The 20,881-nt window shown below is 67.6% G+C and carries 24 protein-coding genes, 4 pseudogenes and 1 other annotated feature; of the genes and pseudogenes, 24 read left to right on the forward strand and 4 right to left on the reverse strand.

Annotated elements, in window-relative coordinates:
* Positions 1-11 precede the first annotated feature (11 nt).
* The 4 genes from hrcA (at position 12) to AB5J62_RS10080 (ending at position 4,904) form a co-directional block, all read left to right on the forward strand.
* Entirely contained in the window at positions 12-1,037 is a 1,026-nt protein-coding gene (gene hrcA, locus AB5J62_RS10065) for a heat-inducible transcriptional repressor HrcA (RefSeq protein ID WP_370947916.1), read from the forward strand.
* 25 nt (positions 1,038-1,062) lie between these two features.
* A complete protein-coding gene (dnaJ, locus tag AB5J62_RS10070; RefSeq protein ID WP_370947917.1) occupies positions 1,063-2,229 on the forward strand; it encodes a molecular chaperone DnaJ in 1,167 nt (388 codons plus the stop codon).
* Positions 2,229-2,981 (forward strand): 16S rRNA (uracil(1498)-N(3))-methyltransferase, encoded by a 753-nt coding sequence (locus AB5J62_RS10075; RefSeq protein ID WP_370947918.1) that lies wholly within the window; start codon positions 2,229-2,231, stop codon positions 2,979-2,981. Before dnaJ ends, AB5J62_RS10075 begins: the two co-directional genes overlap by 1 nt.
* A gap of 672 nt (positions 2,982-3,653) precedes the next feature.
* The gene (locus AB5J62_RS10080; protein ID WP_370947919.1) at positions 3,654-4,904 is read left to right on the forward strand and encodes an IS4 family transposase; all 1,251 of its coding nucleotides are present in this window, start codon (positions 3,654-3,656) and stop codon (positions 4,902-4,904) included.
* A gap of 276 nt (positions 4,905-5,180) precedes the next feature.
* Here AB5J62_RS10080 and AB5J62_RS10085 read toward each other — a convergent pair.
* Positions 5,181-6,407 (reverse strand): annotated as a pseudogene (locus tag AB5J62_RS10085) (IS3 family transposase).
* Positions 6,001-6,129: a sequence feature (AL1L pseudoknot), on the reverse strand. Its footprint overlaps the pseudogene before it by 129 nt.
* A 180-nt stretch (positions 6,408-6,587) precedes the next feature.
* Between AB5J62_RS10085 and AB5J62_RS10090 the strand changes: the two are divergent.
* The 18 genes and pseudogenes from AB5J62_RS10090 (at position 6,588) to AB5J62_RS10175 (ending at position 18,021) form a co-directional block, all read left to right on the forward strand.
* Positions 6,588-6,938 (forward strand): histidine triad nucleotide-binding protein, encoded by a 351-nt coding sequence (locus tag AB5J62_RS10090; protein WP_370947920.1) that lies wholly within the window; start codon positions 6,588-6,590, stop codon positions 6,936-6,938.
* A 103-nt stretch (positions 6,939-7,041) separates the two neighbouring features.
* Positions 7,042-7,761: pseudogene (locus AB5J62_RS10095) on the forward strand (PhoH family protein); the annotation flags it as partial.
* Positions 7,762-8,325: 564 nt separating this feature from the next.
* Positions 8,326-8,580, forward strand: a pseudogene (locus AB5J62_RS10100) (LAGLIDADG family homing endonuclease); the annotation flags it as partial.
* A 258-nt stretch (positions 8,581-8,838) separates the two neighbouring features.
* Positions 8,839-9,168, forward strand: a pseudogene (locus AB5J62_RS10105) (PhoH family protein); the annotation flags it as partial.
* Entirely contained in the window at positions 9,165-9,722 is a 558-nt protein-coding gene (gene ybeY, locus AB5J62_RS10110) for an rRNA maturation RNase YbeY (protein ID WP_370947921.1), read from the forward strand. The pseudogene AB5J62_RS10105 and the gene ybeY, both read left to right, overlap by 4 nt.
* 2 nt (positions 9,723-9,724) lie before the next feature.
* A complete protein-coding gene (locus AB5J62_RS10115) occupies positions 9,725-11,038 on the forward strand; it encodes a hemolysin family protein (protein WP_370947922.1) in 1,314 nt (437 codons plus the stop codon).
* Positions 11,031-11,357, forward strand: coding sequence for a cytidine deaminase (locus AB5J62_RS10120; RefSeq protein WP_370947923.1), 327 nt, complete (start codon positions 11,031-11,033; stop codon positions 11,355-11,357). The genes AB5J62_RS10115 and AB5J62_RS10120 overlap by 8 nt, the downstream gene beginning before the upstream one ends.
* Positions 11,357-12,253 carry a GTPase Era gene (gene era / locus AB5J62_RS10125; RefSeq protein WP_370947924.1) on the forward strand — a complete coding sequence of 299 codons (897 nt, stop codon included), beginning with the start codon at positions 11,357-11,359 and terminating at the stop codon, positions 12,251-12,253. Before AB5J62_RS10120 ends, era begins: the two co-directional genes overlap by 1 nt.
* Before the next feature lies 1 nt (position 12,254).
* Positions 12,255-12,566 (forward strand): CD225/dispanin family protein, encoded by a 312-nt coding sequence (locus AB5J62_RS10130; protein ID WP_370947926.1) that lies wholly within the window; start codon positions 12,255-12,257, stop codon positions 12,564-12,566.
* A complete protein-coding gene (locus AB5J62_RS10135; protein WP_370947927.1) occupies positions 12,563-13,012 on the forward strand; it encodes a DUF2752 domain-containing protein in 450 nt (149 codons plus the stop codon). The genes AB5J62_RS10130 and AB5J62_RS10135 overlap by 4 nt, the downstream gene beginning before the upstream one ends.
* 94 nt (positions 13,013-13,106) lie before the next feature.
* Complete coding sequence (locus tag AB5J62_RS10140) at positions 13,107-13,574, forward strand: CD225/dispanin family protein (RefSeq protein WP_370947928.1); 468 nt, start codon at positions 13,107-13,109, stop codon at positions 13,572-13,574.
* A 10-nt stretch (positions 13,575-13,584) separates the two neighbouring features.
* On the forward strand, positions 13,585-13,953 hold the full coding sequence (locus AB5J62_RS10145) for a CD225/dispanin family protein (RefSeq protein WP_370947929.1): 369 nt from the start codon (positions 13,585-13,587) through the stop codon (positions 13,951-13,953).
* Positions 13,954-13,984: 31 nt separating this feature from the next.
* Positions 13,985-14,734, forward strand: a complete 750-nt coding sequence (gene recO, locus AB5J62_RS10150; RefSeq protein WP_091291495.1) for a DNA repair protein RecO — start codon at positions 13,985-13,987, stop codon at positions 14,732-14,734.
* A gap of 40 nt (positions 14,735-14,774) precedes the next feature.
* On the forward strand, positions 14,775-15,596 hold the full coding sequence (locus tag AB5J62_RS10155) for an isoprenyl transferase (RefSeq protein WP_370947930.1): 822 nt from the start codon (positions 14,775-14,777) through the stop codon (positions 15,594-15,596).
* Positions 15,593-16,009: a hypothetical protein gene (locus tag AB5J62_RS10160; protein ID WP_091291491.1), complete on the forward strand. Its 417-nt coding sequence runs from the start codon at positions 15,593-15,595 to the stop codon at positions 16,007-16,009. Before AB5J62_RS10155 ends, AB5J62_RS10160 begins: the two co-directional genes overlap by 4 nt.
* A 65-nt stretch (positions 16,010-16,074) precedes the next feature.
* The gene (locus AB5J62_RS10165) at positions 16,075-16,296 is read left to right on the forward strand and encodes a hypothetical protein (RefSeq protein ID WP_370947931.1); all 222 of its coding nucleotides are present in this window, start codon (positions 16,075-16,077) and stop codon (positions 16,294-16,296) included.
* A gap of 16 nt (positions 16,297-16,312) precedes the next feature.
* A complete protein-coding gene (locus tag AB5J62_RS10170) occupies positions 16,313-17,320 on the forward strand; it encodes a permease (RefSeq protein ID WP_370947932.1) in 1,008 nt (335 codons plus the stop codon).
* The gene (locus AB5J62_RS10175) at positions 17,317-18,021 is read left to right on the forward strand and encodes a TIGR03943 family protein (RefSeq protein ID WP_370947933.1); all 705 of its coding nucleotides are present in this window, start codon (positions 17,317-17,319) and stop codon (positions 18,019-18,021) included. The genes AB5J62_RS10170 and AB5J62_RS10175 overlap by 4 nt, the downstream gene beginning before the upstream one ends.
* 88 nt (positions 18,022-18,109) lie before the next feature.
* Here the strand turns inward: AB5J62_RS10175 and AB5J62_RS10180 are convergent, their stop codons facing one another.
* The 3 genes from AB5J62_RS10180 to AB5J62_RS10190 all read right to left on the reverse strand — a co-directional run bounded on the left by AB5J62_RS10180 (position 18,110) and on the right by AB5J62_RS10190 (position 19,391).
* Positions 18,110-18,520, reverse strand: coding sequence for a Fur family transcriptional regulator (locus tag AB5J62_RS10180; protein WP_370950223.1), 411 nt, complete (start codon positions 18,518-18,520; stop codon positions 18,110-18,112).
* Between the two features lie 2 nt (positions 18,521-18,522).
* Positions 18,523-18,906 carry an ArsR/SmtB family transcription factor gene (locus AB5J62_RS10185; protein ID WP_370947934.1) on the reverse strand — a complete coding sequence of 128 codons (384 nt, stop codon included), beginning with the start codon at positions 18,904-18,906 and terminating at the stop codon, positions 18,523-18,525.
* 197 nt (positions 18,907-19,103) lie between these two features.
* The gene (locus AB5J62_RS10190; RefSeq protein ID WP_370947935.1) at positions 19,104-19,391 is read right to left on the reverse strand and encodes a hypothetical protein; all 288 of its coding nucleotides are present in this window, start codon (positions 19,389-19,391) and stop codon (positions 19,104-19,106) included.
* 13 nt (positions 19,392-19,404) lie between these two features.
* Between AB5J62_RS10190 and AB5J62_RS10195 the strand changes: the two genes are divergently transcribed.
* Together AB5J62_RS10195 and AB5J62_RS10200 are read left to right on the forward strand one after the other, a co-directional pair.
* Positions 19,405-20,187 (forward strand): LPXTG cell wall anchor domain-containing protein, encoded by a 783-nt coding sequence (locus tag AB5J62_RS10195; protein ID WP_370947936.1) that lies wholly within the window; start codon positions 19,405-19,407, stop codon positions 20,185-20,187.
* Complete coding sequence (locus tag AB5J62_RS10200) at positions 20,187-20,867, forward strand: sortase domain-bontaining protein (protein ID WP_370947937.1); 681 nt, start codon at positions 20,187-20,189, stop codon at positions 20,865-20,867. The genes AB5J62_RS10195 and AB5J62_RS10200 overlap by 1 nt, the downstream gene beginning before the upstream one ends.
* Positions 20,868-20,881: the final 14 nt, after the last annotated feature.

Raw genomic sequence — 20,881 nt, forward strand, 5'->3', positions numbered from 1 at the left:
GAGGTGACAGGGTGGCCAACGCGGAAGAGCGCCGGTTCGAAGTGCTGCGCGCGATCGTCGCCGACTACGTGTCCAACCAGGAACCCGTCGGGTCCAAGGCGATCGTCGACCGGCACAACCTGGGCGTTTCCAGCGCCACCGTCCGCAACGACATGGCCGCGCTGGAAGAAGAGGGCTACATCGCCCAGCCGCACACCAGCGCAGGCCGCATCCCCACGGACAAGGGCTACCGCCTCTTCGTCGACAAGCTCGCCGAGATCAAGCCGCTGAGCTCGGCGGAGCGGCGCGCGATCACCAGCTTCCTCGACAGCGGCACCGACATGGAGGACGTGCTCAAGCGGTCCGTCCGCCTGCTGGCGCAGCTGACCAGGCAGGTCGCCGTCGTGCAGTACCCGATGATGACCAACTCGACCGTGCACAGCCTCGAAGTGGTGCCACTCACACCAGCCAGGCTCATGCTCGTGCTGATCACCGACTCCGGCCGCGTCGACCAGCGGACCGTCGACCTCGGCGACGTCATCACCAGCGACAACGTGGCCCGCCTGCGCACCGTGCTGAATCACGCGCTGACCGGCCGCAAGGTCAACGACGCGGCCGTGCGGGTCGCCGAGCTGCCCGAGCAATCACCCCAAGAGCTGCGCGACGTGCTGGTGCGGGTCTGTACCGTGCTGGTGGAGTCGCTGGTCGACCACCCCGAAGAACGGCTCGTCCTGGGTGGCACGGCCAACCTCACCCGCAACGTCGCGGACTTCCCCGGCTCACTGCGCCAGGTGCTCGAGGCGCTGGAGGAGCAGGTCGTCGTGCTGAAGCTGCTGGCGGCGGCACGCAACCCCGGTGCGATCAGCGTGCGCATCGGCGAGGAAAATGAGGACGAGCAGATGCGCAGTACCTCCGTGGTGTCGATCGGCTACGGCCGGGAAGACATGCTGCTCGGAGGCATGGGGGTGGTCGGACCGACCAGGATGGACTACCCGGGCACGATCGCCGCGGTCCGCGCGGTGGCCAACTACGTCGGCCAGATCCTGTCCGGTCGCTGAACAATAGAGGGAGCAAGGAAAACCGGTGGCGAGGGACTACTACGGCACTCTCGGCGTGGCCAAGAACGCGACCGATCAGGAGATCAAGCGCGCGTACCGCAAACTGGCCCGCGAGCTGCACCCGGACGTGAACCCGTCGGAGGACGCGCAGCACCGGTTCGGTGAGGTCACCACGGCGTACGAGGTCCTGTCGGACCCGCAGAAGCGCAAGATCGTCGACCTCGGCGGCGACCCGATGGACAACGGCGCCGGACGTGGGGGCGGCGGGGGAGACCCGTTCGCCGGCTTCGGCGGGCTCGGCGACATCATGGACGCCTTCTTCGGCGCGGCCGGTGGCGGCGGCGGACGAGGCCGCGGGCCGCGCAGCCGCGTCCAGCCCGGATCCGACGCGCTCATCCGCATCGGCCTGACGCTCGAAGAGTGCGCGACCGGTGTCGACAAAGAGATAGCCGTCGACACCGCGATCCTCTGCGACCTCTGCCGCGGCGCGGGCACCGCCGAGGGCGGCTCCGTGCACACCTGTGACACCTGCGGCGGCATGGGCGAGATCCAGTCCGTGCAGCGGTCCTTCCTCGGCCAGGTCGTCACCGCGCGGCCGTGCCCGGTGTGCCGCGGCTTCGGCGAGGTCATCAGCGACCCCTGCCAGAAATGCGGCGGCGACGGCCGCGTCCGCTCCCGCCGCTCGGTCACCGCGAAGATCCCGCCCGGCGTCGGCGACGGCATGCGGATCCGGCTCTCCGGACAGGGCGAGGTCGGCTCGGGCGGCGGCCCGGCAGGCGACCTGTACGTCGAGATCGACGAGGCGCCGCACGAGGTGTTCGTCAGGCAGGGCAACGATTTGCACTGCAACTTCCGCGTCCCGATGACCACCGCGGCACTCGGCGCGAGCGTACCGATCGAGACACTCATCGACGGCGACTACGACCTCGAGATCGAGCCGGGCACCCAGCCCGCGACCGAACTCGTGCTCACCGGCAAGGGCATGCCGCGCCTGCGCTCCTCCGGGCGCGTCGACGGCCGCGGCGACCTGCACGTCCACATCGACGTCGTGGTGCCCACGAAACTCGACGAGGCGCAACGCGAACTCCTCCACGACCTCGCCCGCCAGCGCGGCGAGGAAGTGCCGACACTCGCGAACAACGGCACCAAGCACGGCGGCCTGTTCTCCAAGCTGCGCGCCAAGAATCGCTGATGCCCGAAACGACACTGCCGGTCTTCCTCGTCGACAAACTGCCGCCGATGGATTCGGTCATCTTCGACGGCGAGGAAGCCCGGCACGCCGTGACCGTCCGCCGAATGCGCGTAGGGGAGCGGATCCTGCTCTCCGACGGCGCGGGCGGACTCGTCCGATGCGTCATCGACGGCGTGCAAGGCGGCCGAGATCCCGCACTGGGACTGCAGATCGAGGAACGCTGGGTCGAACCGCCACCCGCGCTACGGGTGAACGTCGTTCAAGCGCTGGCCAAAGGCGACCGCGGCGAACTCGCCGTCGAACTCGCCACCGAAGCAGGCGTCGACACCATCATCCCCTGGCGCGCAGCCCGCAGCGTCGCCAAATGGGAGGAAGGCGCACGCGGCGAGAAAGCCTTGGCCCGCTGGCGAAACACCGCACGCGCCGCCGCCAAGCAAGCCCGCCGCGCCTACGTCCCACCGGTACTCGAGCCCGTCACGACCCGCGAACTCGTCACCCTCATCGAGTTCGCGGACCTCGCACTCGTCCTCGAATCCGGCATCACCGAACGACTCACAGACCTCACACTCCCCGCAACCGGAGAATTGCTCCTCGTGGTCGGTCCAGAAGGAGGAATCACCGACGAGGAACTGACCACCCTTTCGGACGCGGGCGCGCACACAGTGCGTCTCGGACCGACCGTACTTCGCACATCCACTGCTGCAACAGTCGCTCTCGGTGCACTCGGAGCGCTCACAACCCGCTGGAACTGAGCACGCCCAGTCACTTCGGCTACCGAGCGTCTTCGAAACCTGGGAAAAATATAGACACATTTTGCGCCCAGTCCTGGCGCGACCAAGCCAAGACCCGTTACTCTCGTTAACCGAAGCACAACACACGGTTTTCGATGTGCAAGGCCCAAGCCGCACATCGCAGATCCCCGCCGGGCACCTCCCCCCTCGGTCCGGCGGAGCCGCGGCGGCGGTGGAGCGACCCCCAGGCTCCACCGCGCCGCGGCGTCTTTGGTTGTGGCTTCGCTTCTCGCGCCTGGCGGCGCTCGGGCGCTACGCCACTAACCTGCGCCTTTGCGGTTTCGCGATTATTTTGGGGGGCCGAGCCCCCCAAACCCCCCACGGTGCGGCATGTCCCGACCCAGCGTGGTCCCGTTTGTGAGTGGGGTCGGATCGTTGGGCCTGGCGGCCCTCGATCCTAGGTGGGTTTCTTGGGTTGGGCGGGTATTCATGGAGGTGAATGGGTTTTGGGTTTTGAAACGAATCAAATGGGGTGGATTCCAGGTATTTGGAAAATTGGGGGGTTGTGGGGTCGTGAGTGGTATGGCCGGTTCTAACCCAATGCCACGTAGCTTAAGTTGATCTTGTTTGTGGTGGTGGGTTTGCGGCGTGGCGGTGTGGGTTGTCTGGGGCGGGCTGGTCTGATCGTCGGTTATGAGTTCAGGTGTGACGGCCAGCCCGGATCAGGTGTCGCTGGGTGTGCTGGTGGCGGCGGTGGATCGGGATGTGATCGACGCCGCGATCGCGGCGTGCGGGGTGGGGGCGAAGCGGTCGGATGGGAAGCTGCCGCCGCGTGTGGTGGCGGTGCTGACGATGGCGATGTGCTTGTTCCCCGACGATGATTATGAGGAGGTCGCGACGAAGGTGACCGGGTCGTTGTCGCGGTTCGGGTGCTGGGATGCGTCCTGGTCGGTGCCGACGGCCAGTGGGATCACTCAGGCTCGTAAACGGTTGGGGCCGGTGGTGATGGAGCAGGTGTTCGAGGGTGTCGCGCAGGCGGTGGCGACCTCGGACACGCGTGGCGCGTGGTTGCGGGGGTGGAGGTTGCTGGCGATCGACGGGTTCGAGGTCGACCTGCCCGACACCGCGGGCAATGTGGAGGAGTTCGGGTATGCCGGATCGGGCAAGCATCGCTCGGCCTTTCCGAAAGCGCGGGTGGTGGCGCTGGCCGAATGCGGCACGCACGCGTTCCTCGCCGCTCGCGTCGGCGCCTATGCGACGGGGGAGCAAACCTTGGCGCAGGAGCTCTATCCGCGTCTGCTTGCTGATGAGCTGCTGACCGCGGACCGGAATTTCTATAGCTGGGACGCGTGGGACAGCGCCTCACGCACGGGTGCGGCGTTGTTGTGGCGGGCACCGGCGAACCTGGCGTTGCCGGTGGTGCGGGTTCTGTCCGACGGGTCTTATCTCACGGTTCTGATCAACCCGAAGGTCCGCGGAGCGGGCCGTCGTCGTCAGATTCTCGACGCTGCGATGGCCGGGGACCAGATCCACCCCGAGGAGGCACACCTGGTCCGGGTCGTGGAATACGACATCCCCGACCGCGTGGGCAACGGCACCGGTGAGCTGATCGTGCTGCTCACGAACATCACCGACTCCGACGACGCGGCCGCCGAGGAACTCGCCGCGGCTTATCACCAGCGCTGGGAGGAGGAAACCGTCAATGACCAGCTCAAAACCCATCTTCGAGGGCCGGGCAAGATCCTGCGATCGAGGCTTCCGGAGCTGGTGCATCAGGAGATCTGGGCGTGGCTGACCGTCCATTACGCCCTGAGTGTCCTGATCGCCCGCGCGGCCGAGGCCGCAGATCTCGACCCCGACCGGATCAGCTACAGCCGTGTCCTGCGTATCGCCCGTCGTTCCGCCACCGGCACGGCGGGTTTTTCCCCCTCCGGACTGGACTGACGCACTACCCACGATCCTGGCCGACATCACCGGCAAACCCCTCCCGCCCCGCCGACACCGAACATGCCCACGCGCGGTCAAACGGTTACGCCACAACGCATACCGCGCCAAGACACGCACCGAACCAGCCAGCACCCGCCACCCCAGCCCACCCACGATCAGGCTACGCGGACTCACCCGCGCAGCCTGATCAACTCAAGCTACGTGGCATTGGGTTAGAACCGGCCGTACCACTCACTGAACCGCCCCGGGTTCGGTAGAGACTCGTTGTTGGGGTCAGGCGACCAGGCTGATCAGGTCACCTGACTCGTACAGGGTCTCGAACTCGACGGGTGGTCGGCCGCCGCACGCTCCATGGAGTCGCTGGTTGTTGTACCACTCGACCCACGCTGCGGTGGCGACGTCGACTTCTTGTTTATTGTGCCACGGCCCGTTCGGTTTAATCAACTCGGTTTATAAAGACCGATGGCAGATTCCGCGAGTGCGTTGTCCAGAGCGTCGCCAACTGTGCCGATCGACGCGTCGATACCCGAATCGATAAGATGCTGCGTGAACCGGAAAGAAGTATATTGACTTCCGGCGTCGGAATGGTGAATCAACTTTTCTTGCCCCTCGCTCCACCGGTAGTCCCTATGCCGCAACCCCTGCTCGATAGCGTCGAGCACCAGATCGGTTTCCTTGGACATACTCACGCGCCAGCCGACGATCTTGCGGGAGAACACGTCAATGGCGAACGCGACGTAGACCGCGCCCGCCCAGGTCGCGACGTAGGTGAAGTCCGCTACCCACAACCGATTCGGCGCACCGGCGGCGAACTGGCGTCTCACCAGGTCCGCGGCGCGGACACCATCAGGATCGGACACCGTCGTGCGCACCGTCTTCCCCGGACCGCGCCGGCCAGGCCCAGCGCGCGCATGAGCCGCTCCACCCGGCCCCGCCCGACGGCGACGCCCTCACGGTTCAGCTGCCACCATATTTTCCGGGCACCATACACCCGATAATTATCGTCATACACACGTCGGATTTCCTTTTTCAGTTCCTCGTCGCGAACTTCCCTCGCCGATACCGGGCGAGAGAGGGCGGCATAATAAGTGGACGGAGCGATCTTGATCCCGAACTCGGTCAGCACGGCACAGATCGGCTCGACTCCGAACCGGTCCCTATATTCCGTGATGAACGTTACGAGCGTGGCGGTCGAGGGTCGAGCTCCCTCGCGAAGAAAGCCGACGCCGCCTTCAGAATCTCGTTCGCCCGCCGCAACTCACGATTCTCCCGCTCCAACTCCCGGATCCGCTGCTCCTCCTCGGTCGTCACACCCGACCGCGCCCCCTGATCGGTCTCAGCCTGCCGCACCCACCGGCGCAGGCTCTCCGCCGACACCCCGACCTTCGCTGCGATCGACGTGATCGCCTCCCACTGCGACGAATACTGCTCTACCTGCTCAAACACCAGCGCAACCGCGCGCTCACGCACCTCACGCGGATGCCTCGAAGACCGGGCCATAACTCCATCCTCACTCACACGATGGAGCCTCCATCAAACCCGGGGCGGTTCAGCCACGGACGAGGCAGCCCGAGAACGGGTCGTGAGTGTTTTCGCTGGTTAGAACCGGTCGTACCACTCACGACCCCCACGCCGAGCCGACGATCACGCCACCTTCGCGTTTCCCCTCAATAGTAGGGTTTGGGGATGAGTGAGACGTTGTTCGAGCAGATCATTGCTCGGGAGATTCCGGCCGAGATCGTGTATGAGACTGAGACGACGTTGGCGTTTCGGGACATTGGGCCGCAGGCGAAGGTGCATGTGCTGGTCGTGCCCAAGACGCGGTACCGGAACCTGGCGGCTTTGGCGGCCGCTGATCCGCGGCTGCTGGCCGACGTCGTCGCCTCGGCTGAGAAGGTGGCCGAGCTCGAGGGGATCAAGGAGTCCGGGTACCGGGTCGTGTTCAACACGGACGGTGATGCCGGGCAGACCGTTTTCCATGTGCACGCCCATGTGCTGGGCGGGGAGCCGCTGAGCCGGTTCGGGGCCTGAGCGAGCCAGAGGGAAACCGGACTGCGTCCGGGTACGGCGTGCGGCTAGCATCGTGGGGTCGGAAGTGGAACGGCGTTAGCGCAGAAAGTGGGCCCGAGGGCACGTGGCAGGTACGGCAGAGGGTGGGGCCGCACGACCGGACGTCGGCAAGAACGAGTCCGCGGCGCAGTCCCGGTTCCCGATCCCCGACGCGGCCGCGCTGGCCCTGCTGGGATCACGGGACGAGAATCTCCGGGTAGTCGAAGAACTGCTCGAAGCGGACGTCCACGTCCGAGGCAACGAAGTCACGCTCACCGGCGCGCCTGCTGACGTCGCGTTCGCCGAGCGGGTGTTCGCCGAACTGGTGACACTCGCCGGCCGCGGTCAGCAGATCGACCCGAGCACGGTCCGTCGCACCGTCGGCATGCTCTCCACCGACTCCGGCGAGTCACCGGCCGAAGTGCTGAGCATGGACATCATCTCGCGCCGCGGGAAGACCATCCGGCCCAAGACGCTCAACCAGAAGAAGTACGTCGACGCCATCGACAAGCACACGATCGTGTTCGGGATCGGCCCGGCCGGTACCGGCAAGACGTACCTCGCCATGGCGAAGGCCGTCCAGGCACTCCAGGCCAAGCAGGTCACGCGCATCGTGCTGACCCGCCCGGCCGTCGAAGCGGGCGAGCGGCTCGGCTACCTGCCCGGCACGCTCAACGAGAAGATCGACCCGTACCTGCGCCCGCTCTACGACGCGCTGCACGACATGGTCGAGCCCGACTCCATCCCCAAGCTCATGGCGGCCGGGACCATCGAGATCGCGCCGCTCGCCTACATGCGCGGCCGGGCGCAACCGGTCTTCACCAAGGTGCTCACGCCGGACGGCTTCCGTCCGATCGGCGAGCTCGCCGTCGGCGACCTGGTCATCGGCTCGAATGGTGAGCCGACGCCGGTCCTCGGCGTGTTCCCGCAAGGTGAGAAGGACATCTACCGGGTCAAGGCCCAGGACGGTTCTTCGACGCTGTGCTGCGGCGAGCACCTCTGGACTGTCAGGACCGCGTCCGACCGGCGCCGCGACAAGCCTTGGCGAGTGCTGCAGACCCAAGAGATGATCGGCAACCTGCGCGCCGCCCACGCTCGGCGGTACGAGCTGCCGTTGCTTTCCGCTCCGGTGTGCCACCCCGCGCAGCCTGTTCCGATGGACCCGTACGCGCTCGGCCTGCTGCTCGGCGACGGCTGCTTGACGGGATCGACCACGCCCGGGTTCGCGACGAACGATCCCGAACTCGCCGTGGCGCTGGAAACAGCGCTGCCCGGGGTGCTGGTCCGGCACAAGGGCGGCGTGGACTACACGCTCAACCGGATCCGCGCGGCCGGCGAAGTCATCACTCTGGAGAACCCGGTCACCGGCATGCTGCGCGCGCTGGAATTGCTGGGGAGCCGCTCGCACTCCAAGTTCATCCCCGACGCTTACCTCGACAACTCCGCCGAAGTTCGCCTGGCCGTTCTTCAAGGGCTGCTGGATTCGGATGGCGGTCCGGTCACTCAGCTCGGCCGCACCTGCCGCATCCAGTACACGACCACCTCGGCTGCCCTCAAGGATGACGTGATCCGCCTGGTGCGGTCACTGGGCGGTGTCGCCTACACCCGGTGCCGCAAGGCCGAAGGCCGGAAGCCCGGGTTCGCGAATGGGCGCGAGGTCGGTTATCGGCACGACGCGCACATCATCGACATCCGCCTGCCTGCCGGTGTCGAGCCGTTCCGGCTGGGCCGCAAGCGCGACAAGTACCACGCAGCAGGCGGTGGTGGCCGTCCGATGCGCTTCATCGACAGCATCGAGCCCGAGGGCCGTGCGGAGGCTGTGTGCATCCAGGTCGCGGCCGCGGACTCGCTGTACGTGACCGAGGACTACCTGCTGACGCACAACACATTGAACGACGCCTTCATCATTCTCGACGAGGCGCAGAACACCACGCCCGAGCAGATGAAGATGTTCCTGACCCGGCTCGGCTTCGGCTCGAAGATCGTGGTCACCGGTGACGTCACCCAGGTCGACCTGCCGTCCGGGCAGAAGAGCGGCCTGCGCGTGGTCAAGGACATCCTCGAAGGGGTCGACGACCTGCACTTCGCCCAGCTGACCAGCCAGGACGTGGTGCGGCACAAACTGGTCGGCGACATCGTCGACGCGTACGAGAAGTGGCAGGCCGTGCAGGACGAGCAGGCGCCCGGGAATGGCTGGAAGGGTCGCCGGTGAGCATCGAGATCGCCAACGAGTCGGGAGTGGCGGTCGACGAGACGTCGATCGTGTCCGCCGCCCGCTTCGCGCTGGACAAGATGGAGGTCAGCCCGCTCGCCGAGCTGTCCGTTCTCCTCGTCACGCTCGACGTGATGGAGGACCTGCACGTCCGCTGGATGGACCTGCCCGGCCCCACCGACGTGATGGCCTTCCCGATGGACGAGCTGGAGCAGTCCCGCCGTCCCGACGCCGCGGACCCGTCGCCCGCGCTGCTCGGTGACATCGTGCTGTGCCCGGCGTTCGCCAAGGACCAGGCCAAGACCGCCGGCCACGGGCTGCTCGACGAGCTGCACCTGCTGACCGTGCACGGCGTGCTGCACCTGCTGGGCTACGACCACGCGGAGCCCGCCGAAGAGCGCGAGATGTTCGGGCTGCAGAAGCGGATACTCGGCGAGTTCCAGGACGCCGTCTCCGCGGCGCGGCGCCAGGACGCGCAGCGCAGCGCCGACGACCGCGTGCTCGGGATCGCCGGTCTCGACGCGCAGTCCGGCGAACAGCCGGAAACCCCGTAGCCATGCTGGTCTTCGCGATCGCGCTGGTGCTGTTCGCCGGTGTGTTCGCGGCAGCGGACGCCGCGGTCAGCACGGTCTCGCCTGCCAGGGTCGACGGTCTCGTCCGCATCGGCCGGGTCGGCGCGCGCCAGCTGGCCGCCGTCGTCGCGGAACGCCGCAGGCACATCAACCTGCTGTTGCTGCTGCGACTGGGCTGCGAGCTCACCGCGACCGTGCTGGTCACGGTCGCGTTCGTGCAGCTGATCCACCCGCTCGCGGTGGCCGTGCTCGTCTCGGCCGCGGTGATGGTGATCGTCAGCTACGTCCTGATCGGCGTCGGCCCGCGCACCATCGGCCGTCAGCACCCGTACCGCGTCGGCACGCTGCTGGCGGGCCCGGTCCGCGTGCTCGGCACGCTGATGGGGCCGCTGAGCAGGCTGCTGATCGTCATCGGTAACGCCATCACCCCCGGCAAGGGGTTCCGCGAGGGCCCGTTCACCTCGGAAGTCGAGCTGCGCGAGCTGGTCGACCTCGCGCAGGAACGCGGCGTCGTCGAGGACTCCGAGCGCGAGATGATCCACTCGGTGTTCGAGCTGGGTGACACGGTCGCGCGCGAGGTGATGGTGCCGCGCACCGAGATCGTCTGGATCGAGCAGACGAAGACCGTGAGGCAAGCGCTTGCGCTGGCGTTGCGGACCGGGTTCACCAGGGTGCCGGTGATCGGCGAGTCGGTCGACGAGATCGTCGGCGTCGCCAACATCAAGGACCTGATGCCCGCGTACATGGCCGAAAACGGGCCACAGCGCCTCGTCGGTGAGTTGATGAACCCGGCGAGCTACGTGCCCGACTCGAAGCGGCTCGACGACCTGCTGAAGGAAATGCAGGTCTCGCACAACCACATGGCCATCGCGGTCGACGAGTACGGCGGCACCGCGGGCCTGCTGACCATCGAAGACGTGCTCGAGGAGATCGTCGGCGAGATCACCGACGAGTCCGACACCGACGAGCGGCCCGACGTCGAGGAGCTGGAGAACGGCGCGCTGCGCGTGTCGTCGCGGCTCGGCATCGACGACCTCGGCGAGCTGTTCGGCCTCGATCTCGAAGAAGACCACGACGTGGAGACCGTCGGCGGGCTGCTCGCCGAGCGGCTGGGTAGGGTCCCGCTACCGGGTGCGGAGGCCGAGGTCGCCGGACTGCGGCTGTACGCCGAGGGCGGCAAGGACCGGCGCGGGCGGATGCGGATCACCTCGGTGGTCGTCTATCCGGCCGACACCTCCGTCGAGCGCAAGCGCACCCGCGTGCCGAAACCTGATGACAGGAGCGTTGAACATGCCTGAGCTGGACCCCGAGGACCAGAAGCTGGTGACGCTGGCCCGTTCGTCGAGGGCCAGGATCCAGGCAGCCGAAGGCGCCGCGGTGCGCGACACCGACGGCCGCACCTACGCCGCGGCCACCGTCGACCAGCCGTCCTTCAAGCTGACCGCGCTGCAGGCGGCGGTCGCCGCGGCCGTGTCCAGTGGCGCGGAAGGCATCGAAGCCGCGGTCGTCGTCAGCGGCGAGGGACTGCTCAAGGAGGCTTCGGTGCACGCCGTGCGCGACCTGTCCGAGCACGCGCCGGTCTACCTGGCCGACCCGTCCGGCACGGTGATCAGCTGATGGCCGAGCATCGTTCCGGCTTCGCCTGTTTCGTCGGGCGGCCCAACGCGGGCAAGTCGACGCTGACGAACGCGCTGGTCGGCAGCAAGGTCGCGATCACCTCCAGCAAGCCGCAGACCACGCGGCACGCCATCCGCGGCATCGTGCACCGTGACGACTCGCAGCTCGTGCTCATCGACACGCCCGGCCTGCACCGCCCGCGCACGCTGCTCGGCGAGCGGCTCAACGACATCGTGCACTCCACCTGGTCCGAAGTGGACGTTGTCGGCTTTTGCGTGCCCGCCAACGAAAAGATCGGCCCCGGCGACCGGTTCATCGCCGCAGAGCTCGTCAAGATCGCCAAGCGGACCCCGGTCGTCGGCGTGGTCACCAAGACCGACCTCGTGCAGCCGCAGCAGGTCATGGAGCAGTTGCTGGCGCTGCAGGACGTGATGGCGTTCGCCGACCTGATCCCGGTCTCCGCGAAGGACGGTTTCCAGGTCGGCGCGCTGGCGGACCTGCTGGTGCAGAAGCTGCCCGAGGGCCCGCAGCTCTATCCCGGCGGCGAGCTGACCGACGAGCCGGAGCAGACGCTGGTCGCCGAGCTCATCCGCGAGGCGGCGCTCGAAGGCGTCCGCGACGAGCTGCCGCACTCGATCGCGGTCGTCGTCGAGGAGATGCTGCCGCGTGAGGGGCGCGACGACCTCGTCGACATCCACGCTTTCCTGTACGTCGAACGCCCCAGCCAGAAGGGGATCATCCTCGGGCACAAGGGCGAGCGGCTCAAGCAGGTCGGCGCGAGCGCGCGTGCGCACATCGAGGCGCTGCTCGGCATGAAGGTCTACCTCGACCTGCACATCAAGGTGGCCAAGGACTGGCAGCGCGACCCGAAGCAGTTGCGCAGACTGGGTTTCTAGCATGAGCGAGCAGGGCGGCTACCCGCCGCCGATGTACACGCCCCCGCCGGACAACAACATGGTCTGGGCGATCCTCTCGACGCTCATGTGCTGCCTGCCGCTCGGCATCGTGTCGATCATCAAGGCGAACCAGGTGCAAGGCCTGTGGTTCTCCGGTCAGCACGCCGCGGCGCGGCAGGCCGCCGACGAGGCCAAGAAGTGGGCCATCTGGTCGGCGATCGTGACGGGCGTGCTCGGCGTGCTCGTCGCCATCGGCATCGTGGTGTTCGCCGTGATACTCGGCCTGTCCTTCAGCGACCTGCCGAACCAATGACGACCGTCTACACCGGACACCCGGCGCAGGGCCGGCGCGCGAAGACACGCGCGCTGGCCCCGCCGCTCGCCGTCGTCGCGGCGGGCGGGGTGTGCTGCGCGGCGGTGCTCATCGGCGATCCGACCACTCCCGGCGGCCCGCTGCCGGTGTGCCCGACCAAGGCGTTGCTCGGCATCACCTGCCCCGGCTGCGGCGGCATGCGGATGCTGTACAGCCTGCTGCACGGCGACATTCCGGCCGCGCTGCACTACAACGCGCTGACCTTCCTCATGGGACTGCTGTTCGTGTGGAGCACCGCGGCGTGGGCGGTCGGCAGGCTGCGCGGCCGCTGGGTGAACAGCTGGCTGCACTGGCGTTGGACACCCCTGGCTTTCGGTGTCGCGTTCGCTCTGTGGTTCGTCGTCCGAAACCTGCCGTTCGCGCCGTTCACCGCGTTACGCGTTTGAGGGAACCAGGACGCGAGTGCCGCCGTCGAACGGGTACGCTCCCGCGCACCGGCTCGTGCCGGGTCCGGTTTGACCACAGCTAGGGGGACTCCCGATGACCAATCCGTACGGCCAGCAGCCCTTCGGCCAGCAGCCTTATGGGCAGCAGCCGCAACAGCCTGGCTACGGTCCTCCTTCGGGTGGCATGCCCGCGCCCGGCTACGGCCCGCCGTCCGGCGCGGTCCCGGCGCCGTACGGTCAGCCCGCGCCCTATGGCCAGCCGGCTCCTTACGGACAGCCTTATGGCCAGCCCGGCTTCGGTGGCCCCGGCATGGGTATGGCTGGTGGCGACATCCCGGACTACAAGACCTGGGCGATCATCTCGATCTTCTTCGGCGGGATCTTCGGCATCATCGCGATCTTCAAGTCCAACGAGGTCGGCCAGTACAAGATGCAGGGCAACTACGCGGCGGCCGAGCAGGCTTCGCGCACGACCAAGACACTGTGCATCATCGGCAACGTGCTGGCGGGCATCAGCTGCGTGTTCGGCCTCATCGCGATCATCGCCGGCGCGTTCGTCTAAGCCGACTCCGATGACCGACCCCTACGGGCAGCAGCCCCCGTCGCAGTACGGCCCGCCGGCGCCCTTCGGCCAGCCGACGTACGGCGGCCCGCCGCCGGAAGGCGCCGACATCAACGCGATCCCGGACTACAAGGGCTGGGCGATCGGGAGTCTCTTCCTGTTCCTGATCGTCGGGATCTTCGCGCTGATGAAGTCGAACGAGGTCGCCGCGTTCAAGCTGCAGGGCAACTACGCGATGGCGCTCGACGCGTCGAAGGCGACCAAGACGCTCTGTCTCATCGCGACGATCGTCGGCGCCATCAGCTGTCTCGCGCTGATCGCGGTCGTCGTCGTGATCGTCATCGCGGCCGCCGCGGTGTGTTCGGGGTCGTACTGCTGAAACTGTCGGACCGTGGTGGGACGATGTACGCGTGGTGAACCTGTATCGCGACACCGGCGTGGTGTTGCGGACGCACAAGCTGGGCGAGGCCGATCGCATCGTCACGCTCCTCACGCGGCGGCACGGCAAGGTCCGCGCCGTCGCGAAGGGCGTGCGGCGCACGTCCTCGCGCTTCGGCGCGCGGCTGGAGCCGTTCGGGCATGTGGACGTGCAGTTCTACACCGGGCGCACGCTGGACGTGATCACTCAGGTCGAGACGGTCGACGCGTTCCACCTGCCGATCGTCGCTGACTACCAGCGCTACACGGCGGCCAGCGCGATCGCCGAAACCACGGACCGGCTCGCCGCCGAAGAGGGCGAGCCGTCGCTCAAGCTGTATCTGCTGGCCGTCGGCGCGCTGCGGGCGCTGGCGGGCGGTGAGCGTGATTCTTCGCTCATCCTGGACGCGTTCTTCCTGCGCGCCATGGCATACGCGGGCTGGGAGCCCGCGATCACCGAGTGCGCGCGCTGCGGCCTGCCCGGTCCGCACAAGGCGTTCAGCGTGCAGGGCGGCGGCTCGATGTGCCCGAACTGCCGCGTTCCCGGCGCCGTGCACCCGGCGCCGGAGGTGCTCGTGCTGCTCAGCGCGTTACTGCACGGCGAATGGCCGGTGGCCGAGGCCTCGCTGCCCGGCTGCCGCCGCGACGCGAGCGGGCTGGTCGCGGCGCATCTGCAGTGGCATCTGGAGCGTCAGCTGCGCTCGCTACCCCTTGTCGAAAGGCGTGCGGTGACCGGCAAGTAGGGTCAGTGCCGGTGTGATTTCGAGGCTCGAGGAGGCGGCCGTGCTGCGCAGGGGACGCGAGAACAAGGCGTCACGAATCGAACTGCGGGCGCCGGAGCCGCACGAGTCCGGCGCGAAGCCGCCGCAGATCCCGCGTGAGCTGGTGCCGAACCACGTGGCGCTGGTGATGGACGGCAACGGCCGCTGGGCCAACCAGCGCGGCCTGCCGCGCATCGAGGGGCACAAGCGCGGCGAGGCCGTGATGATCGACGTCGCCAGCGGCGCGGTCGAGCTGGGCGTGAAGTGGCTTTCGGTGTACGCGTTCTCCACGGAGAACTGGAAGCGCAGCCCCGAAGAGGTGAAGTTCCTGATGGGCTTCAACCGCGACACCATCCGCCGCCAGGTCGACTACCTCGGCTCGATCGGTGTGCGCATCCGCTGGGCCGGGCGCAGGCCGAGGCTGTGGGCGAGCGTGATCAAGGAACTGCAGATCGCCGAAGAGAAGACCAAGCACAACACGGCGCTGAACATGACCATGTGCGTCAACTACGGCGGCCGCGCGGAGATCGGCGACGCCGTCCGCAAGATCGCGCAGGGTGTGGCCGAGGGCAAGATCAACCCGGACAAGGTCGACGAGCGCACCATCGCGAAGTACCTGTACCAGCCCGAAATGCCGGACGTGGACCTGTTCCTGCGCCCCTCCGGTGAGCTGCGGACGTCCAACTTCATGCTCTGGCAGTCCGCGTACGCCGAGATGGTCTTCCAGGACACGCTTTTCCCGGATTTCGACCGCACCCACCTGTGGCACGCCTGCCTCGAGTTCGCGAAGCGCGACCGCCGCTTCGGCGCGGCCGTCGACGCCGCTTCGGAAGGTAAGTCGTGACCACGGAAGCGGCCTCGACGGCCTCCCTGCTGACGCTCGCCCGCGAGGCGCTGGAGCGCTACTTGGAGGTCCGCGTCGACGACGACGGCGCGCTGACCTTCGCGCACGCCGACGTGCCTTGCGTCATCCAGGCGACCAGGCTCGCCGAGGGCCTCACGGTGCTGAGCCTGACCTGCGTGGTCGCCTGGGATCTGCCGGACGACCAGGTGCTCGCGGCTTCGGTCGCCGAGCGGGCGGGCCAGGGTCTCTTCGGGACGCTGGGCGTCGTCCATACCGAGCGCGGCGTCGACGTGACCCTGCGCTACGCGTTCCCGGCCGAGGGCATGGACCCGGCGCCGCTGGGCACCCTGCTGATGCTGGTGATCTCGACGGCTTCGCAGCTGCGCACCGACCTGCTGGCTTCCGCGGACTGACTCGTGAGTGTTCCGGCCGGTTAGAACCGGCCGGAACACTCACGACCCCGCGTATCGTCGAGCGCATGGAGTTCCTGGCACCCGTGGCCACGTTTCTCAGCCTGCCCCTCTTTCTGGCGGCGTTCGCCTGGTACGCCGTCCGCGCCAAGCGCGCGGGCAGCGGCGGGTCGCTGATGGGACCGTTCGAGGAGATCTGGGACCCGATCGCCCACAAGACCAACATCGAGATCCAGGTCGAGGCCCAGCGCAGCCCGGAGACGCCGTCGCCGGGCGACCCGCCGGGGTAGCTACACCGTTTTGACAATGGGTGGCATTATCACTCCGGTGACCAGCGCCCCCGAGCAGAAGTCGAAGTTCAAGATCTCCTCGATCGAGGTCTTGTGCGCCATCCTGCTCATCGCGATCCTCGCCCAATCCCAGCTCCAGGGCGTCCTCGACGTCCCGGCGCTGCGCACCGGCGCCACGGTGTTCGTCGCCGTCTGCGTCCAGGCGCTGCCGTTCCTGGTGCTCGGCGTCCTGATCAGTGGCGCGATCGCGGCCTTCGTCCCCGCCCGCGTCCTCGAGAAGGTGCTCCCGAAGAAGCAAGGCGTCGCGGTCGGCGTCGCCGGACTCGCCGGAGTCGCACTGCCCGGCTGCGAATGCGCGTCGGTCCCGGTCGCCAGGCGCCTGATGGGCCAAGGCGTCGCCCCGGCGGCCGCGTTGACGTTCCTGCTGGCCGCGCCCGCGGTGAACCCGGTCGTGCTGGTCGCGACGGCGGTCGCCTTCCCCGGCAAACCCGAGATGGTCGCAGCCCGCTTCGCCGGCTCACTGCTCACGGCGATGGTCATGGGCTGGCTCTGGGCCCGCTGGGGCAAACTCGAGTGGATCACCGAGCGCGCGCTGCGCAGGCTCCCCGACGTCGAGCCCGGTGCCCGCTGGAAGACCTTCGTGGAGACCGCCCGCACCGACCTGGTCGAGGCAGGCGGCTTCCTCGTACTAGGCGCGCTGATCTCGTCCGCGATGGGCGTTCTCGTTCCACACCAATGGTTCGGCGTGCTGAGCGAGCAGATCGTGCTCGGCATCCTCGTGATGGCGGTACTCGCGGTCGTGCTCGCGTTGTGCAGCGAGGCCGACGCCTTCGTCGCGGCCTCGTTCTCGGCATTGCCATTGCTGCCCAAGCTGGTCTTCCTGGTGGTCGGCCCCGCGGTCGACGTGAAACTCTTCGCCTTGCAGGCCGGAACATTCGGCAAATCCTTCGCGTCCCGGTTCGCCCCGGTGACGTTCATCGTCGCCATCCTGTGCGCAGTCGGAGCGGGAGTTGTGTTCCTGTGAAACGCGAAACCCAGAACATCCTGTTGATCCTGCTCGGCGGCGCCCTGCTCAAGATCGCCATCAACGGCGACTACCTGCGCTACGTCAAGCCATCCCAGCAACCTTGGATCATCGCGGGCGGCGCGGTGATGGTCGGTTTGGGCGCGGTCGCGATCCTGCGCGACCTCAGGGAAAAGGTCGCCGCGCACGACGGCCACCATCATTCGGCCCGCTCGGCCTGGCTCCTGATGGTCCCGGTCTTGGCGGTTTTTCTGGTCGCCCCACCGGCTTTGGGCGCCGACTCGGTGACTCGAACGGAAGCCCGCGCGCCCCAGTCCGCCTCCGCCCAGGACGCCGCGGCCTTCCCGCCGTTGCCCGCGGGCGATGTCGTCCCCCTGAGCATGTCGGCCTTCGTGAGCCGCGCGGGCTGGGACGGCAACGGAACGTTGAACGGCCGCACGATCTCGCTGTCGGGCTTCATCGTGCACTCGGCCGACGGAACAATGCTCGCCCGCATGGTGATCAGCTGCTGCGCGGCCGACGCCTACCCGGTGACCACCCGCTTGCTCGGCGACGTCTCCGGCCTCGCGAGCGACTCGTGGGTCGAGGTGACGGGCCAGGCCGTGCCGGGCACGGCCAAGAAGGACAACAGCTACACGCCGGACTTCACGGTCGCGACCATCCGCCGCATCGACACCCCCAAGGACCCTTACGAGTACTAAAAGCTCGTGAGTGGTATGACCGGTTAGAACCGGCCGTACCACTCACGACCCCGGACAACCCGACGCGCTACGAAGGCCTGATTGTGGGTCAGTGCTTGTCGCAGGTGCCGACGATCTCGACGGTGTGGCTGATCTCGGAGAAACCGTGCGTCGAGGCGATCTTCTCGGCCCACCGCTCGACGGCGGGGCCTTCGACCTCCACCGTGTGCCCGCAGACGCGGCACACGAGGTGGTGATGGTGATGCGAGGAGCAGCGGCGGTAGATGGCCTCGCCCGAGTCGGTGCGGAGCACATCGATCTCGCCGGCCTCGGACAGCGACTGCAGGGTCCGGTAGACCGTGGTCAGGCCGATGCCGTCGCCGCGCTTGCGGAGTTCGTCGTGCAGCTCCTGGGCGGAGCGGAAGTCGTCGATCTCGTTGAGCAGCTCGACGACGGCAGCGCGCTGCTTGGTGGAACGGCGGCCGGGGACCGGTGCCGCGCTGCGGGCGGCGGAGCTCATCGTCACTTACCCTCCTGGACGTGCGCGACCGCGTCGACCACGATGTGCGCGAGGTGATCATCCACCAGCCGGTAGACGACCTCCCGGCCGCGACGCTCACCCTCGACCACGCCCGCCGTCTTCAGCACCCGCAGGTGCTGGCTGATCAGCGGCTGCGCGACGTCGAGCGCGTCGACCAGCTCGTGGACGCAGCGGTCCTCATCGCGCAACTGTAGAACGATCGCGATCCGCACCGGCGCGGCCAGCGCGCGCAGCAGGTCGCCGGCGTCCGACAGCGTCTTCGCCGAGGTCGCAGGGCCCGTTGACGACACCTGACGTGCGGTGGAATGCACTTCAGCCTCGTCGGGCAGTCCTGCCGGGGCCGCGCCCGAACTCACCGTGCCCATGTCGTCACTCCAGCCTTGTTAGACATGATTTTCGCAGTCATAGTCAACAACCGCGGTCCTCATCCTAGTGTTCCCTCCGTCAGGGGACGATTACTCGGCACTGCGCCGACCTTCGTACTACTCCGATCGAGTGAGTTGGCCACCAATTTGGTGTAACACTGCCGAGGTGATCGCAGACAGTGCAAAGTAGTTGCGGATCACTGCGCCTTGGGGCCGCCCGGACAGAGGGAAGACATGACTCGTTTCGCCACGAAACTCGCCACGGTGACGGCTTGCTCGCTCTTGGTCGCCGCGCCCATCGCCAGCGCGCAGGAGACCGAGACCGCGAAGCCTGAGCCGAGTGCGACTCCGGTCGCGTTCGGAAACCTGGTCGGGCTGGACGTCAACGGGTCGAGGTTCGTATCCGAGCTGTCGCCGTCGCCCAGCGAGCCCGCGTCGAACCTGCTGCCGACCAAGCGCCAGGTCGTGCCGGAGACTGAAGACAAGCTCGACCCCAAGGTGTACGGCAAGAACTACGAGGTCAATCTCGGCAAGTTCGGCTCGGAAGCCGACAGTCCGTTCCCGGCGGGTGTCGAGACGACCGAGTTCAAGGTCGAGGCCGAGCTGAAGGCCACCCACGTGCCCGCCGCTTCTGTCGAGGCCAATTTCGCACTGCGCGATTTCAAGCGTGGTGGCGAAACGCTCAACACCACAGTTCTCGCGTTCAAGGGCGTCAAGACCAGCGTTGAGTGCGGGACAGTCGACGAGACGACGACTTCGACTGCCGTGGATGCGCTCTGGCTGCGCAACCAAGAGGGCGCGCTCGAGGCGATCACCGATTTGCCGACGGTCGAAAAGCCGCTTGAGCGGAAGGACCTGCCGTTCGGCGCTCCGCTCACCGTAGAGGGTGCTGTCACGAGCAAGTCGGACATCAAGATCTCGCCCGTCACGAAGTTCGACCAGCTCATCCGCTTGAAGAGCTGGCTCGAGTCCGATGTGAACGCCGCTGCTGGGTGGCAGGTCGACATCGTCACGCACGCGGTTGATGCAGAGGGCAAAGTTCTCGAAGGTAAGGACGTGACGACTCGCCTGGTGCTGGGTGGTGCCAGCTGCTCGGTGCCGAAGGACTTTGTCGCGACTGAAGAAGACCCGGTGCCGACCGCGGTTCCCGCCGGTTACGCCGCTCCGGCCGCCCCCGGTGAGAGCGGCACCTCGCCGCTCGGCTTCACCCTGCTCGGCGCGGGCGCGCTGCTTGCCGGTGGCGCCGCCTTCGTGGTGCGCCGCCGCCGTCACGACCACTGATGATCGAACCGCAGAACGAGACCGCGCCCCAGCCGCGCAAGAAGTGGCTGGCGGCGGGGCTCGGCCTGCTCGCCGTGGGTGTGCTGACCACCGGTGTGCTGGTGCTTCAGCCGGAACCCACGCCCAAGGCCAACGTGCCGATCGCCTCCATCGAGCCGTCCGCCGAGCCCGTTCCGACGCCTGATCCGACCGTCGCGTCCAAGGTCGCGGCGAGTGTGGAAGCCGCTCCCGGCCAGAAGCCGGGCACGATCATGCTGCCCGGCGGCGGGACCGCGAAGCTGGTGCGCGTCGAGGTGACCAAGAAGGCCGTGCTGCCGATTCCGCAGGGACTCGACGAGGCTGCCTGGTGGGGCGCCAAGCTCGGGGCCGACAAGGGCGCCGCGCTCCTGTCCGGGCATGTGAACTGGGCGGGCAAGAAGGGCCCGTTCGACGTGTTGTGGTCGATGTCCAACGGGCAGGACGTGACTGTCATGGACACCGCGGGCGGCAAGTGGGTCTACCGGGTCAACAGCGTCGTCACGCTGCACAAGAACGACCTTCCCAAGCAGGCCCGCGCTCTCTTCGGGCAGAGCGGGCCGCATCGGCTCGTGCTGGTGACCTGCGGTGGGGACTACGTGGGCGGGACGCAGGGATACCGGGACAACCGGGTCGTGACCGCGGAACTCATCTCCAGGCCCTGAAAATCCGATGCAAC

The sequence above is a fragment of the Amycolatopsis sp. cg5 genome (assembly GCF_041346955.1).
Classification (GTDB): Bacteria; Actinomycetota; Actinomycetes; order Mycobacteriales; family Pseudonocardiaceae; genus Amycolatopsis.